Here is a 14,128-nt window from a genome sequence, read left to right as displayed (position 1 = left end):
GAATCAGGATACTTGGTCGGAGCCAGAGGCTTCGCTGCGCTGCCGGTGCTCGGTTTCAAGCCATCGTGTCAGTGCCTGGGCCTCCTGAGGCCTGTCCAGGCAACTCAGCGCCCGGGTGGCCAGACGGGTCAGACCTGCATGGACCCTCAGCAGGGGCTGCAACGCGGGGGCACTCAAATCGGTCCATGCGGCCTGGCAGATCGCTTGCTTTTCACCCGCAGAAAGGGCTTCCGCGCGAAACAGCGCCAAATCCAGCGCAGCCTCACGCAAGGGTAGGTCACGCGGGTATTCGTTCAGTCCTGCATTCAGAAGGGCCTGCGTCTGCAGGAGGCGACGAGTGACAAGGTCCGGCGAGTCGCCCTGCCGCAGGCGCAGGCGGGCTTCGAGCTGGACCAGTTCGGCCCGCACAGGATGCCAGCGGATGGACGGCGTCCGCCCGGCCTCCAGCGCTTCCAACCGTGCCAGCAGGCGCTGGACAGCCTCCAAAGTCGGCGCAGCGGTGCGCATAAGGCCAGCTTCCGCGCGAATGGCCCCGGCGGACCAACTGCGGTTGCTGGGGTCGACAGCCAGGAGCTCCCGGAAGGCAACGACAGCTTCTTGGAAATAGGGCGCCGCCCGGCTGGCCTGTGCGCTGCGCCAAAGCACGTCGCCCACCGCATGGGCCGCATTCCCTTGCGACTCCAGCCACGCCTGATCGCCAGGATGCGCCGCATGCAGCGCCCGGGACTGCAACAGGGCCTGCATGAGCACTGCTTCTGCCTGAACGAGGCGCCCCCGCTGAACCAAGGTCGAGCCGAGCCAACTGGTCATATTGGCCTGCTCTCCGCGCAGGCTGTCGTCTCCAGCGCCACGCGCAAGCACTCGATCGATGGCCGCGAGCGCGCGCCGGAACGCCGACTCGGCGGAAGCCAGGGCGCCTTGGTCCAGGAACAGCGTGCCGAGGTTGTTCTCGGCATAGGCCAGCTCGGTTTGCGCCTCCAGGTCCCCAGGCACCGCTTGCACCCAGTCCTCGCTCACCGTCTGGTAGCGCTTCAGCGCTCCCTGCGCAGCTTCGAACTTGCGCTGCGTGTAGTACACATGCCCCAGCCAGAACGCCGCCGCGCCCTGCGCCTTGCGCCAGGCCGGCAGCAGCTCGGCACTGGGTGGCTCGCCTTCCAGCAGCGCATTGGCCTGCTGCAGCGGCTCCAGCGCAGTGTCCAGCTCGCGCTTGGACACCCGCACCTCGCCGATCACGGTCAGCGCCTTGGCACGCTGCAGGCGCTCCATGGGCGTGGCCTCGTCCTTGGCGGCGAGGTGGCTCAGGGTCTTGGCGCCCACGCTGTCCAGCAGCTCCAGACGGCCGATGGGGCGGAGCTTGTCGGCGAACTCCCCCAGCATATAGGTGACCAGGTCATCAGCCTGCTGACGCCGCTGCTGCGCCACCCCCTCAGCCTGCTGCGCGCGCCAGGCCATGCCCGCGGCCAGCACGGTCAGCCCGGCCAGGGCCGCCACGGCACCGCCCTTCAGTCGACCAGCCCAGGCGGCTCGGCGCTGGCAACTGTCGAGAAATCGCTGCTCGCCCTCGGCCAAGGCCAGCAGGCCCTGACGGCGCAGCGCCAGGGCGTCCTGCAACTGTCTGCCCCGGGGCCAAAGGAATTCCACCGCCCGCCCGCCCTGCTCCCATCGCTGCACCTGCTGGCGCAGCCGGGCCCGGGTCTGCAGGTCCTGGCGGTGTTGGGCGATCCAGTCGGTCACGCGCGGCCAGCGGCGCAGCAGAGCCTCATGGGCGACGCGGAAGCCCGGCGCCTCCTGCGCGGACTCGCTGCTGCGCTCACTGACCAGCAGCCGCGCATCGACCAGGGCTTGCACCAGCTCGCGCTCGGCGGCGCTGCGCAGCTCGCTCCACAGCGCGCGGCGACCACCCACAGGGCTGGACTCGTCCTCGCCCACCAGCACCAGCAGGGACAGCACGTGCGGCAGTGCCTCCTGCTGCACCAGGGTGAGGCCGCGGATCAACTGCTCGGCCTGCTCGGCGATCACCCCTTCCAGGCCGCCCATGCCCCCGCTGGCGCCACCCAGGGCCCGGTAGGCGGCGAAGCTGAGCTCGCCATGCGGGCTGCGCTGCTGGTAGAGCTGCTCCAGGGTGTATTGCAGCAGCGGCAGTGCATCGGGGCTGGCCGCCGCGGCATCGCACAGCAGGTCATCCAGGCGCTGGTGGGTGGCGGTGTCGACGCCGAAACTCAGCCCGGCCGCGCGCGCCGGCAGTCGCACCATCTGGGCGATCTCGGCGCGACTGGGCGGAGCGAGGTCCAGATGGCCGCCCTGGGTCTTGTCCCGCATCAGCCAGGCATGCTGGGCCAGTTGCGGGTAGTAGTCGTTGCGACAGGCCGCGACCAGCAGCACGTAGCCGCTCTCGGCCAGCAGCTGCAGCAGGCGCTGGGCCGGCTCGCGCTGCGCCTCATCGCCCAGGGGCGGACGGAACAGGGCTTCGAGACGGTCGATGAAGAGCAGCGCATAGAACTGGCCGGCACCGGCTGGCCGCTGCAGGGCCGCACGCAGCTCGGCCAGCACGGCCTGGGGTGTCTCCGTCAGGGCTCGGGCCAGGTCATGCGCATTGAAGCCGGCCAGCAGGGGCTCGCCCTCGGGCGTCTCCCAGTCCAGCAGGGCAGCCGCCAGCGCCAGGGCAAAGGCTGGCGTGCGTTGGTCCTCCCGGGACTCCTCGGGTGCAGGGCCCGTCAGGTCCGCCAGGTCCAGCTGGCTGTGGCTAAGCAGGTGCCAGCGGCCGGCCACCGGCTCGCGGTACAGGGCGGGGAGCAGGCCAGCGCTCACCAGCGAGGTCTTGCCGGAGCCGCTGGGCCCCAGCACCAGCACCAGGCCGTGCTGACGCTGCAGTTGCTGGCTCGCGCATTGCAGCAACTCCTGCGTGGCCTGCTCGCGGCCGAAGAAGACCTCGGCATGACGGGTGTCGAAGGCCTGCAGGCCACGGAAGGGCGAGCCCCCCTGCCAAGCGCCGCTGCGGGCCTGGCCTTGGCCTCCGCGCACCGGCGCAATGACGCGGTAGCCGCGCTTGCGGATGGTCTCGATGTAGCGGGGGTCGGTGGCGCTGTCACCCAGCGCGCGCCGCAGTTGATTGATGCTCTTGTGGACGGGGTTGTCGCCCAGCCCCCCCTCGGCCAGGGCGTCAGCCCAGCAGCGCTCCAGCAGTGCCTCGGCGCTGACCACCTCGCCCGGGGCCTCGCACAGGGCCAGCAGCACAGCCATGGCACGAGGTTCCAGCGACTGCTCGCCGTCCGGATGCGACAGGCGGTTGGTGGCCGGATCAACGCGCCACTCCCCCAACTCAAAGCGTTCAGCAGGCGGCCTGGCCTGCGCCACATTGCCGCTCTTGACGGCGGCAACGGTCCCCGTGACTGTCATGTCCCTGCACCTGGTGGCACCGCGCAGCCGCCCCGAGAGGGTCAGGTCTTGCGGCGATGGGTCTTTGCATGGGTGCCTGCGGCCCCATGGCATGGCGGGGAGTATAGAAGTCAGCAGGCGCACGGCAGGGACGAAAAACCCAGGGGGGGGCAAGCCACCCGAAACGCGGCCCATGCTAGCGGCACGAGGCGAGCGCGGCGGCATCAGCTGCGCATCAGGCAGCCTTGGGGTGGACCCCGGCCCGGGCGGGCTGGTGGCCGCGTGACGATGCCCCGCCGTTCAATGGCCGTAGCCCAGGTCCCGCACCTCGACGAGCGTCCCGTTCTCGAAGCGCAGCGCCTGCATGAACTGCTGCGGTCCGAAGTTGTAGACCCATTCCTCGATCACCACCGGCACCTGCCGCTCGATCTCCACCGCGCTCTGCACTGGCGGCCCGCCGGCGACGGGCCGGGTCCAGACGGACTCACGCACGCGCTCCAGCCGGTACTCGGTGCGCTGGTCCAGGGTGAACGGGGCGCCGCACTTGCCCAGCACCGCGGCCTTGCGCAGGCCGGGGTCTATCACCCAGCCATTGCAACGGAAGGCCTCGGCAGGTCCATGAAAGGCGCCCAGCAAAGCAAGCAGCGCGGCCAGGCGGCGGGATGCTGGCAGAAGGGGTCGGCGGGATGTCGTCATCCCACCTCAACGCGTCAGGCGACGCGGCGGCTGACCGCCGATGCTCAGCGGGCCAGTTCGGCTCGCATGGCGTCGATGACGGCCTTGTAGTCCGGCTTGCCGAAGATGGCGGAGCCGGCCACGAAGGTGTCGGCGCCGGCATCGGCGATCTGGCGGATGTTGTCGACCTTGACCCCGCCGTCGATCTCCAGGCGGATGTCGCGACCGCTGGCCTCGATGATCTTGCGGGCCTGCTCCAGCTTCTTCAGCGCGCTGGGAATGAAGCTCTGGCCGCCGAAGCCGGGGTTCACGCTCATGATCAGCACCAGGTCGACCTTGTCGATGACCCATTCCAGCACGTCCAGCGGTGTGCCCGGATTGAAGACCAAGCCGGCCTGCTTGCCCTCGCCCTTGATCAGCTGCAAGGTGCGGTCCACATGCGCCGAGGCCTCAGGATGGAAGCTGACCAGGTCGGCGCCGGCCTTGCAGAAGGCCTGGGCCAGGGCATCCACGGGCTGGACCATGAGGTGCACGTCAATGGGCGCGGGCGTGCCGTCGGGCTTGACGGCATGCTTCTTCAGAGCCTCGCAGACCATGGGCCCGAAGGTCAGGTTGGGCACGTAATGGTTGTCCATCACGTCGAAATGGATCCAGTCGGCGCCGGCCGCCAGCACGTTGCGGACCTCCTCACCCAGGCGGGCGAAGTCGGCGGAGAGGATGCTGGGGGCGATGCGGTGGCTCATGGCGGGCAGTGCTCGGGAAGGAATCGGGCCCCGGTCCGGACGGCACCGGGGACAAGAATCAGTGATTTTACGAAAGCGCCCTGCCCCGACAGGCCTGCCTCAGCGCGGCGGCGTGAAAGCCTGCCGCGCGGCGTCCACTCGCGGCCGCCAGCCGCAGCCAGGCGCGTGGTCGTTGATCAGGCCCATGGCCTGCATGAAGGCATAGCAGGTGGTGGGGCCCACGAACTTGAAGCCGCGCTGGCGCAAGGTCTTGGACAGGCGGCGCGAGGTCTCGGACTCGCCGCGCACCGGCACCTCGGTGGCAGCGGTTTCCTCGAAACCCCAGAAGAAGGCCGCGAGCGAGCCGAACTCCTCCCGCAGCGCAGGCACCAGTCGGGCGTTGTGGATGGCCGCCTCGATCTTGCCGCGATGGCGCACGATGCCGGCATCCGCCAGCAGACGCTGCACATCGGCGTCGTCGAAGGCGGCCACCTTGACAGGATCAAAACTTGCGAAGGCCGCGCGAAAAGCCTCGCGCTTGGCCAGGATGGTGCGCCAGCTGAGCCCGGACTGGAAGCCCTCCAGGCACAGCTTCTCGAACAGCCGCTGCTCGTCGCTGACGGGAAAGCCCCATTCCGTGTCATGGTAGTGACGGTAGGCTTCAAAGCCCGGCGCCTCGCACCAGGCGCAGCGGGCGAGGCCGTCCTCGGCGACAAAGGTTCGGGTGTTCATGGCGGTCTCTCCCAGGGTGTCGAGCAAGCCCAGGAGCTTAAGCTGCATCGTGCCCGGTATCGGCCTTTCGCCCGTGCGGGTGACGCACATCGCACGAAATGCGGGGGCTTTACGGCCTGTCCATAGAATGGCCTGCATGGCTCATCTCGAATTCAATTGCAGCGTGCAAGTCGCCGCGCTCCCCGAGCAGACCGACCCCGAGCGCGGCCTGCACGCCTACAGCTACACCATCACGATCACCAACGCCGGTGACTCGCCGGCTCAGCTGATCGCGCGGGAGTGGACCATCACCGACGCCACCGGCGCGGTGCAGGAGGTACGCGGCCTGGCCGTGGTGGGCCACCAGCCACTGCTGCAGCCGGGCGAGAGCTTTCGCTACAGTTCCTGGGCCCAGATCGCCACGCCCCAAGGCACCATGCGTGGCCGCTATCTCTGTGTGAGCGAAGACGCCGAGGTCTTCTACACCGAGGTTCCTGAGTTCTTGCTGGCCGAAGCCAGCCAGCTGCATTGATGGCTGGCCGCCTCTTCCGAAGCGCGGCGGCCTGGGATCTCACCGCCCTGCTCAACGCCGCCGACCCCAAGGCCTCGCTGCCCGCCCGCAATCTGTGGCTGGCCCGCCTGCTGGAATGGCTGCGCCACGCGCCCACCGCAGGCGAGGACGCCCGCGCCGCCGACGCCACCCCCCTGCCGCTTCTTCGCCTGAAGCATCTGCTCAATGTGCTGGAGCGGCATCCGGAGCACCAGGCGGCGGTGCGCAGCCTGATCGCGCGCTGCTGGAGCGAGCTCAACGCCATCGGCCTCTTTGCCGACGTCGGCTTCGCCCCGCGCATGGCCCTGTGGGGCGAGGTCTTCCACCGCTTGCGACTGCGCCTGCTGCCGGGCACGGTGGACACGACCGAACTGGGCGAGCTCTTTGCCCAGCTCTTTCCCGACGGCGCTGACGAAGCTTGGCTGCGCCAGATCGACGCCGCCCTGCTGGCCCGACTGCAGGCGCTGATGTTCCCCTTGGATGAGGATGGCAGCTGGCGCACACCCATGCGCGACGCGCTGACCGTGCTGGTCAGCTCCGTGCGTGCCGCAGGCCTGTCCGGCCCCTTGCGACTGCGCATGGGCACCGACACGCTGGCCGGCCACCCTTTCGAGCAGTTGGCCCGAGCCAGCGAACAGTTCGTCAACGCATTGGACGGCAGCGACGAGACCGCCCTGCGCCAGGCCCTGCAGGTCCTGCGTGCCTTGCTGGACCAGTGTCGCAGCGCAGTGCAGTCCGTGCCCGAGCACCTGGAGACCTATGGCGTCTCGGTGGACATCATCTTCGACGTCGAGCAGCTCACCGAGCGCCTGCGTCGCATCGAGGACCTGCTGGACTGCCTGGTCGCGCCCGAGCCGGGGCCACGCCTGCTGCAGCTCACTGCCGACCTCATCCGCGTGACGCATGAGCGCCGCAGCCTGCGCACGCTCTTCGCCCGCCACTACTCGCTGCTGGCCCGCAAGGTCGCCGAGCGCAGCGCCGAGACGGGCGAGCACTACATCACCCGCGACCGCACGGAGTACCGCGACATGCTGCGCCGCGCGGCCGGCGGCGGTGCCATCATTGCCGGCACCACCTTCGCCAAGTTCGCGGTGATGGCACTGGGACTCAGCGCCTTCTGGGCCGGTTTCTGGGCCGGGGCCAACTATGCGCTGAGCTTCGTGATCATCCACCTGCTGCACTGGACCGTGGCCACCAAGCAGCCGGCCATGACGGCGCCGGCCATGGCTCACAAGCTGAGCCAGATCGCCACGGATGAAGGCCTGGACGGCTTCGTTGACGAGGTCGCGCATCTGGTGCGATCGCAGGTGGCGGGCATCCTGGGCAATCTGGCGCTCGTCGCGCCCCTGGTGCTGCTGGTTCAGGGCGCCTGCGTGCTGCTGGCCGGTGCACCCCTGGTGGGCGAGAAGGACGCCCATTACGTGCTGCATTCGCTCGATGCACTGGGCCCGTCCTGGCTGTTCGCCGCCTTCACCGGCGTGCTTCTCTTCGTCTCCAGCCTGATTGCGGGCTGGGCGGAGAACTGGTTCGTGTTCCATCGCCTGGACAGCGCCATTGCCTGGAACCCGCGCATCGTGGCCCGGCTCGGCCCCACGCGGGCACAGGCCTGGGCCGCCTGGTGGCGCAGCAACATCTCCGGCATGAGTGCCAATATCAGCCTGGGGTTGATGCTGGGACTGGTGCCGGCGCTGCTGCAGTTCGTCGGCCTGCCCGTCGAGGTGCGCCACGTGACCTTGTCCACCGGCCAGTTGGCGGCGGCGGTAGGTGCCTTGGGGCCTGGCGTGGCGCTCACTGCCCCTTTCTGGCTTTGCGTGCTGGGCATCGCGGGCACTGGCGTACTGAACCTGGTGGTGAGCTTCGCCCTGGCCTTCCGGGTGGCCTTGCGCTCGCGCGGCATCCAGTTGGCCGACCGCGCCCGCGTGCGGCGGGCCATCTGGCAGCGACTGCGCAACTCGCCCATGAGCTTTCTGAGCCCCCCTCCTGCAGGCTCCGCAGGCCCCACAGGCGGAACGCGCACCTAGGGCCGGCAGGGCCGCAGGGCAGGATTTCCCCCTACAGGCTTCGCCAGCCCCGAGGGGCGCGCTCGCAGCACCCGACAAAGCCCGATCCTCCAGCGCGGTGCCAGCGCCCCGGGCTACGGCCTCGGGCTACGGCCTCGGGCTGCGGCCTAGGGCGTTCCAGGGTCAGGGCTTCCTGTCCTCGTGCTCGGGGGGAAGTTCGCGCTCGCCGCGCTTGCGGCCGGAGAACATCGTCCACCAGACAATGAAGATCAGCAGGCCCAGGGCCGCCAAGGCCTCCAGCACAATCACGCCCATGTTGTTCGCTTCCTCTTCCTTCCAGGCCCACCCGTCCGCTGCAGCCCCAGTCCGAGAACGGCGTGGCTGGCTGAGCGCGGCGATTCTAGGGCTGCTGGCCGCCTGCAGCAGCACGCAGCTGCCACCGCCCGCCCCCACTCCGCCGCAGGCCCCGGTGGTCGAGACGCCCCCCGACAGCGCCCCCGTGCTGCTGCGCGAACGCTCGCGCTGGGTGCTGGCCAGTTGGTCGGAGCTGCCCGGCTGGAGCGAGGACAGCACCCTCGCAGCATGGCCGGCCCTGCTGCGTTCCTGCAGCAAGCCGGCGCCCGGCTGGGCCCAGACCTGCGCCCTGGCGCTCGCCGCCAATCCGCGTGACGAGATTGAGCTGCGCGCCTGGTTCCGCGAACACCTGCAGCCCTGGCGCGTCGAGAGCCTGGACGGCCAGACCGAAGGTCTCGTGACCGGCTATTTCGAGCCCCTGCTGCAGGCCGCACGCAAGCCGCAGGGCGCCTTCCGTGTCCCCGTTCATGGGGTGCCGCCGGACCTGGCCCAGCGCAAGCCCTTCTACACCCGCGCCCAGATCGAGGGAGACGCCGCGGTGAGGTCCCGGCTCCGCCCCCTGGAGCTGGCCTATGTGGACGATGCCCTGGAGGCCCTGGTGCTGCACATCCAGGGATCCGGCCGGGTCCAGATGCGCGAGCCCGATGGCCAGACCCGTCTGCTACGCCTGGCCTTTGCCGGCCACAACGACCAGCCCTACCAATCCATCGGCCGCTACTTGATCGACAAAGGCGAACTCCGCCCCGGCGAAGCCTCCTGGCCCCAGATCCGCGACTGGGCACGGCGCAATCCCGCGCGCCTGACCGAGCTGCTGTGGGCCAACCCGCGCTATGTGTTCTTCCGCGAGGAGGCACTGCCAGATCCCGAGCTGGGTCCCAAGGGCGCCCAGGGCGTGCCCCTGACGCCGGGCCGCTCCATTGCCGTGGACAAGGCGAGCATTCCCTACGGCACGCCGGTCTGGCTCGATGCCACCGAGCCTCTCAGCAACACGCCGCTGCGCCGCCTGGTCGTGGCGCAGGACACCGGCAGCGCCATCGTAGGGGCGGTACGTGCCGACTTCTTCTGGGGCTGGGGGCCCGAGGCTGAGGCCCAGGCCGGGCGCATGAAGCAAGCCCTGAAGGTGTGGGTGCTTTGGCCGCGCAGCTGAACCGGGCCTGCTGAGACCGTCGGGCGAATCGCCCCGCATCAGTGCCGAATGCAGGCCATCCTGCAGGCAAATAGCCGGCATCAGCTTCGGATCAGGACGCGCACCCGCTCAGGTAGCGCGTCCGCAAACGCACTGGACATCGGCGTTTCGAGGCGTTTCGCCCCTCAGGACGCTTGTCGGGCTGCCTGAATGCCGCTAAGGTGCGGCCATTAGAGCGGGTCTATGCAACCCGATTCCAGGGAGCGTTGGTCATGGCCGTAGAGCAGAGCTTGTCGCCATCCATTGGCGAGTTGCGCGCCGTCCTCGAGCACGCGCCGATGGGCGTGCTGGTGGTGAGTCGCAGCCCCTCGCGCATCCTCTATGCCAACCTTGCGCTGACGCGCATGCTGGGCTATGACGCCGAGGCGCTGACCGGCAAGACGCTGGAACAGTTGCTCCCCGAGGATGCCCGCCCTCACCACGAGGCCTGGATGGCCGCCTTCTTCGCCGACCCTCGCCAGCGCCGCATGGGTGCTGGCGGTGAGCTTTTCGCACTGCACAGCCAGGGCCATGCCGTGCCCGTCGACATCGCCCTGGCACCCATGCATCTAGACGGTCAGCTGTGCGCAGCAGCCTATCTTTCCGACCGGTCCCTGCGCCGCCAGATGCAGCGGCAGTTCGAGCAGATCTTCGCGGCCATGCCGCAGGGGCTGCTCATCGTTGACGAGCAGGGGCTGATCAAGCTCAGCAATCCCGCTCTGGACGCGCAGTTCGGCTATGCCGCCGGCGAGCTGCTGGACCAGCCGCTGGAGGTCCTGCTGCCGCAACGCTACCGGCAGGGCCACGTCCAGCACCGCGATGACTATGCCCGCCAGCCCACACGCCGATGGATGGGCGCCGGGCGCGACCTCACGGCCCTGCACAAGTCGGGTCAGGAGTTTCCGGTGGAGATCGCGCTGGCCATGCTGGACATGCACGAGGGCCGCCATGCTCTGGCCATGGTGAGCGACATCTCTCTGCGAAAGAAGGCCGAGGCCGCGCTGCAGCAGACCAACGCGCAGCTGGAGGAGTTCACCTACGTGGCATCGCATGACCTGCGTTCGCCGCTGCGCGGCATCGGAGACCTGCTCAGCTGGATCCGCGAGGACCTCCCGGAATCGGCGATGACGCCCAGCGTCGTGCAGAACTTCGAGCGCGCCAGCACGCGCATCGAACGTGCGGAGCGCATGATCGACGACCTGCTGGAGTACGCCCGCGCCGGCCAGCGCGACCAGCGCCTGGAGATCGTGACCCCACGGCCGCTGATCGACGAGGTGCTGTCCCTGGTGCACATCCCCCCGGAGTTCCGGGTGGAGGTCGATGTCGAGGGCCAGCCCTTCGCCACGCCCCGCGTCCCCCTGAGCCTCAGTCTGCGCAATCTCGTGGGCAATGCAGTCAAGCACCATGGCGGCACCCAGGGCCTGATCCGCATCCAGATGCGCGAGGAAGGCCGCTTCAACGTCTTCACCATCGAGGACGACGGCCAGGGCATTCCCGCGGGCGCCGACGAACGGATCTTCAAGCTCTTCCACCGGGCCAACACCACGACGGCAGGGCATGGAGTCGGGTTGGCGGTGACCCGCCGCATGATCAATGCCCATGGGGGCGCCATCGTCGTCAGCCGGCAGGGCCTGCTGGGCGGCGCCTGCTTCCGCGTCCACTGGCCACGCATCGCCATGAAGGAGGTCGATGATGAGTAGTCCCGCCGACAGCCCCTCCCCGACGCCGCAAGCCGGCACCATGGCCCCGTTCAGCGTCCTGCTCGTGGACGACGACGACGTGGCGACCGAAGGCGTGCTGCGCAGCTTCAGGAAGCTGGGCGTTCACTGCAACACCGTGACCGCCGAGGACGGCCTGGTGGCACTGGAGATCCTGCGCAACGAGCACCCCTCCAAGCGCCTGGGTGGACCCTTCCTCGTGCTGCTGGACCTCAACATGCCACGCATGGACGGCTTCCAGTTCCTGGAGGCCCTGCGCAAGGACCCGGTACTGAAGCAGACCGTGGTCTTCGTGCTGACGACCTCGGCACGCGACACCGACCGCGCGCGCGCCTACAACGAGAACGTGGCCGGCTTCATGGTCAAGTCGGCCGTGGGCCCCCAGTTCTCGCTGCTGGCCAGCTTTCTCGACAAGTACTCGGCCTCGGTCTGCCTGCCCTGAGCTGGAGTCCCCGCATGGACGCGATAAGCCTTGCAGAGCCCGGTGAGATCTACGCCCTGCTGGTCGACGATGACGACGTGGACCGCGAGCGCCTGGCCCGCATGCTGAAGCGCTACAAGAGGCCCATCCACATCGCCGAGGCCTCGTCCAAGTCTGGAGCACTGGCCGAACTGCGCGAACGCAAGGTCCGCTTCTCCTTCATCTTCCTGGACTTCAAGCTGGACGATGGCGACGGCCGCGAGCTGCTGCCCGACATCTGGGAAAGCGTGGGCGCCGACTGCGTGGTCGTCGCGGTCACGGGAGGCGGCAGCGAGAAGACGGCGGCTGACGCCATCAAGCTGGGCATCCGCGAGTACCTCTCGAAGATGGACCTCTCCACCGACAAGGTCAGCAGTGCCATCGACGAAGGCCTCAAGTGGATACAGGTGCAGGCGCGGTTGCGCCAGGCCGAGCAGGACCTGCTGCACAAGAGCCTGCACGACGCGCTGACCGACCTGCCCAACCGCCATGTGTTCTTTGACCGCCTGGAGCAGTTCTGCATGATCCACCGCCGCAAGGCCGACCCCTTCGCGGTGTTGATGCTGGACCTGGACCGCTTCAAGGAGGTCAATGACATGCGCGGCCATGCCATCGGGGACCGCTTGCTGGTGGAAGTCGCCCGGCGCCTCGAGGACAGCGTGCGCGAGGCCGACACGGTGGCCCGCCTGGGCGGGGATGAGTTCGCCATCATCCTGCACGGGGTGCATTCGCTGGAGGTGGCGCAGGCCATGGGGCAAAAGGTGGTCGGGCAGCTGGAGCAGCCCTTCGCCCTGGGGAGCCACGTGCTGCGCGTCGGCGCCTCGGTGGGCATCGCCCTGTGCCCGCAGCACGGCCAGGAACCCAACACCCTGCTCAGCCGCGCAGACAACGCCATGTATCGCGCCAAGAAGGGCATCGAGAAGGCCATCATCTACGACGACGTGGAGCCCAGGAGCAGCAACCTGATGGACCGCCAGATGCTGCTGGGCGACCTGGAACTGGCCCTGGACCGCGGCGAGCTGGACTGGCACTGGCAGCCCAAGATCGACCTGCGCGACGGTCGCATCCTGGGCTTCGAGGTGCTGGCGCGCTGGGAGCACCGCAAGTACGGCAAGGTGCCGCCGGACGTCTTCATCGCTGCGGTCGAGCCCTCGCCGCTGCTGCCCCGCTTCACGCTGGAGACCTTCAAGCGGGTGCTGAGCCAGTTGGCCCACCTGCCCGCCAGCCCGGACGAGGCCCGGGTGGCCGTCAACATCTCGGCACGCATCCTGGAGTACCCCGATTTCGTCGGGCAGTTGCTGGCCCTGATGCGGCAGCATGCGGTGCACCCCGGGCAGCTGACGCTGGAACTGACCGAGACCGCGCTGATCGCCAACCCCGTGCAGGCCAAGCGGGTTATCGATGCGCTGGCAGCCGAGGGCATCGGATTGTCCATCGATGACTTCGGGGCCGGCTTCACCTCCTTCGGCTACCTGCGCGAGTTCGCCATCAAGGAGATCAAGATCGACAAGTCCTACATCATCACACTGGGCCAGAACCAGTTCGATCTGTCCCTGGTCACCAGCCTGGTGGTGTTCTGCCGCTCGCTGGACATCCGGCTGGTGGCCGAGGGCGTGGAGACGACGGCATGCTGGCAGCGCCTGCTCGAACTGGGCTGCCACTGCGGCCAGGGCTACGGCATCAGCCGACCCATGCCCTTTGACGATCTGGCGGCGTGGCTGGACCGCTGGCAGCAGCGCCACTGAGCAGCGCCCGGCCCGGGCTCACTCGCTGATCTGCACGCCCTTCCAGAACGCCACACGGCCCTTGATGGCCGCAAAGGCTTCGTTGGGCTCAGCGTAGAACCAGACGGCATCCGCATTGAACTCGCCATTGACCAGCAGGCTCAGGTACTGAGCCTGGCCCTTCTCGCTGCTGCTGCGGTGATTGCTGAAGCTGGTGTAGGCCTTGTTCAGCGAGGACTCAGGGAAGTAGTGGTTGCCGTCCACCAGCACGGTGTCGTTGCTTTCGGCGAGGGTCACGCCGTTCCAGATGGCTTTCATGGCCAGGGCTCCCGGATTGAAGATGCCGCGACTATAGGCCGCACCGGCGTGCCGGCGCAGCGCCGACAATCCAGCTCATGTACCAGCCCCTCAAGCGCTTCCAGACCTACCGCGGCAAGGACATCCGCATCACCAGCGGCAGTGCCCGCGAGCTGCCGCCCGGCACCTTCGCCGTGCTGGCCATCGGAGGCGGCGCCGAGGGCTGGGGCCTGGCCCACATCGGCCCGGACGGCGATGCAGCCGACCTCGGCGGCGAGTACTACTTCGCCACCGCGGAGGATGCCCTGGACTTCCTGCACCGCCTGATCGACCTGATGCTGGACGGCGGCGAGCCCGAGGGGCTCTGAGCGAGCCGA

At 68.7% G+C, this 14,128-nt stretch carries 13 protein-coding genes; 7 read left to right on the top strand and 6 right to left on the bottom strand.

The window, feature by feature from the left end; translation table 11 throughout:
- Positions 1-3: 3 nt before the first annotated feature.
- The 4 genes from ACS5PK_RS03305 to ACS5PK_RS03290 form a co-directional block, all read right to left on the bottom strand.
- Positions 4-3,396 carry an nSTAND1 domain-containing NTPase gene (locus ACS5PK_RS03305; RefSeq protein WP_439438856.1) on the bottom strand — a complete coding sequence of 1,131 codons (3,393 nt, stop codon included), beginning with the start codon at positions 3,394-3,396 and terminating at the stop codon, positions 4-6.
- A 279-nt stretch (positions 3,397-3,675) separates the two neighbouring features.
- Positions 3,676-4,071 (bottom strand): DUF2845 domain-containing protein, encoded by a 396-nt coding sequence (locus ACS5PK_RS03300; RefSeq protein WP_439438855.1) that lies wholly within the window; start codon positions 4,069-4,071, stop codon positions 3,676-3,678.
- A 44-nt stretch (positions 4,072-4,115) separates the two neighbouring features.
- On the bottom strand, positions 4,116-4,793 hold the full coding sequence (gene rpe / locus ACS5PK_RS03295; protein ID WP_439438854.1) for a ribulose-phosphate 3-epimerase: 678 nt from the start codon (positions 4,791-4,793) through the stop codon (positions 4,116-4,118).
- A gap of 99 nt (positions 4,794-4,892) precedes the next feature.
- Entirely contained in the window at positions 4,893-5,504 is a 612-nt protein-coding gene (locus ACS5PK_RS03290; protein WP_439438853.1) for a DNA-3-methyladenine glycosylase I, read from the bottom strand.
- 136 nt (positions 5,505-5,640) lie between these two features.
- On the opposite strand from ACS5PK_RS03290, the gene apaG reads away from it, so the two are divergent.
- Positions 5,641-6,015, top strand: coding sequence for a Co2+/Mg2+ efflux protein ApaG (gene apaG, locus ACS5PK_RS03285; protein ID WP_439438852.1), 375 nt, complete (start codon positions 5,641-5,643; stop codon positions 6,013-6,015).
- Entirely contained in the window at positions 6,015-8,054 is a 2,040-nt protein-coding gene (locus tag ACS5PK_RS03280; protein WP_439438851.1) for a site-specific recombinase, read from the top strand. The genes apaG and ACS5PK_RS03280 overlap by 1 nt, the downstream gene beginning before the upstream one ends.
- A gap of 162 nt (positions 8,055-8,216) precedes the next feature.
- Here ACS5PK_RS03280 and ACS5PK_RS03275 read toward each other — a convergent pair whose 3' ends face one another.
- Positions 8,217-8,348 carry a hypothetical protein gene (locus tag ACS5PK_RS03275; RefSeq protein WP_439438850.1) on the bottom strand — a complete coding sequence of 44 codons (132 nt, stop codon included), beginning with the start codon at positions 8,346-8,348 and terminating at the stop codon, positions 8,217-8,219.
- Between ACS5PK_RS03275 and mltA the strand changes: the two genes are divergently transcribed.
- The 4 genes from mltA to ACS5PK_RS03255 all read left to right on the top strand — a co-directional run bounded on the left by mltA (position 8,347) and on the right by ACS5PK_RS03255 (position 13,475).
- Positions 8,347-9,534, top strand: a complete 1,188-nt coding sequence (gene mltA / locus ACS5PK_RS03270; protein ID WP_439438849.1) for a murein transglycosylase A — start codon at positions 8,347-8,349, stop codon at positions 9,532-9,534. The genes ACS5PK_RS03275 and mltA overlap by 2 nt on opposite strands.
- A 269-nt stretch (positions 9,535-9,803) precedes the next feature.
- The gene (locus ACS5PK_RS03265) at positions 9,804-11,252 is read left to right on the top strand and encodes a sensor histidine kinase (RefSeq protein ID WP_439438848.1); all 1,449 of its coding nucleotides are present in this window, start codon (positions 9,804-9,806) and stop codon (positions 11,250-11,252) included.
- On the top strand, positions 11,242-11,712 hold the full coding sequence (locus ACS5PK_RS03260) for a response regulator (RefSeq protein WP_439438847.1): 471 nt from the start codon (positions 11,242-11,244) through the stop codon (positions 11,710-11,712). The genes ACS5PK_RS03265 and ACS5PK_RS03260 overlap by 11 nt, the downstream gene beginning before the upstream one ends.
- Positions 11,713-11,726: 14 nt before the next feature.
- Positions 11,727-13,475 (top strand): GGDEF/EAL domain-containing response regulator, encoded by a 1,749-nt coding sequence (locus ACS5PK_RS03255; RefSeq protein WP_439438846.1) that lies wholly within the window; start codon positions 11,727-11,729, stop codon positions 13,473-13,475.
- Positions 13,476-13,493: 18 nt separating this feature from the next.
- Here ACS5PK_RS03255 and ACS5PK_RS03250 read toward each other — a convergent pair whose 3' ends face one another.
- The gene (locus tag ACS5PK_RS03250) at positions 13,494-13,772 is read right to left on the bottom strand and encodes a DUF427 domain-containing protein (protein WP_439438845.1); all 279 of its coding nucleotides are present in this window, start codon (positions 13,770-13,772) and stop codon (positions 13,494-13,496) included.
- A 77-nt stretch (positions 13,773-13,849) separates the two neighbouring features.
- On the opposite strand from ACS5PK_RS03250, the gene ACS5PK_RS03245 reads away from it, so the two are divergent.
- Positions 13,850-14,119, top strand: coding sequence for a hypothetical protein (locus ACS5PK_RS03245; protein WP_439438844.1), 270 nt, complete (start codon positions 13,850-13,852; stop codon positions 14,117-14,119).
- Positions 14,120-14,128 lie beyond the last annotated feature (9 nt).

It is taken from the genome of Roseateles sp. DB2 (assembly GCF_051857535.1).
In the GTDB taxonomy this organism is placed as follows: domain Bacteria; phylum Pseudomonadota; class Gammaproteobacteria; order Burkholderiales; family Burkholderiaceae_C; genus Roseateles_B.
The sequence above is the reverse complement of the archived record's forward strand: the minus strand, read 5'-3'. Positions and strand labels throughout refer to the sequence as shown.

What these genes read in the sequence shown, in the direction of transcription:
- ACS5PK_RS03280 (WP_439438851.1), top strand. Translation starts at nt 6,015, where the DNA reads ATGGCTGGCCGCCTCTTCCGAAGCGCGGCGGCCTGGGATCTCACCGCC.
- apaG (WP_439438852.1), top strand. Translation starts at nt 5,641, where the DNA reads ATGGCTCATCTCGAATTCAATTGCAGCGTGCAAGTCGCCGCGCTCCCC.
- ACS5PK_RS03300 (WP_439438855.1), bottom strand. Translation starts at nt 4,071, where the DNA reads ATGACGACATCCCGCCGACCCCTTCTGCCAGCATCCCGCCGCCTGGCC.
- ACS5PK_RS03255 (WP_439438846.1), top strand. Translation starts at nt 11,727, where the DNA reads ATGGACGCGATAAGCCTTGCAGAGCCCGGTGAGATCTACGCCCTGCTG.
- ACS5PK_RS03245 (WP_439438844.1), top strand. Translation starts at nt 13,850, where the DNA reads ATGTACCAGCCCCTCAAGCGCTTCCAGACCTACCGCGGCAAGGACATC.
- ACS5PK_RS03260 (WP_439438847.1), top strand. Translation starts at nt 11,242, where the DNA reads ATGATGAGTAGTCCCGCCGACAGCCCCTCCCCGACGCCGCAAGCCGGC.
- ACS5PK_RS03290 (WP_439438853.1), bottom strand. Translation starts at nt 5,504, where the DNA reads ATGAACACCCGAACCTTTGTCGCCGAGGACGGCCTCGCCCGCTGCGCC.
- rpe (WP_439438854.1), bottom strand. Translation starts at nt 4,793, where the DNA reads ATGAGCCACCGCATCGCCCCCAGCATCCTCTCCGCCGACTTCGCCCGC.
- mltA (WP_439438849.1), top strand. Translation starts at nt 8,347, where the DNA reads ATGTTGTTCGCTTCCTCTTCCTTCCAGGCCCACCCGTCCGCTGCAGCC.
- ACS5PK_RS03250 (WP_439438845.1), bottom strand. Translation starts at nt 13,772, where the DNA reads ATGAAAGCCATCTGGAACGGCGTGACCCTCGCCGAAAGCAACGACACC.
- ACS5PK_RS03275 (WP_439438850.1), bottom strand. Translation starts at nt 8,348, where the DNA reads ATGGGCGTGATTGTGCTGGAGGCCTTGGCGGCCCTGGGCCTGCTGATC.
- ACS5PK_RS03305 (WP_439438856.1), bottom strand. Translation starts at nt 3,396, where the DNA reads ATGACAGTCACGGGGACCGTTGCCGCCGTCAAGAGCGGCAATGTGGCG.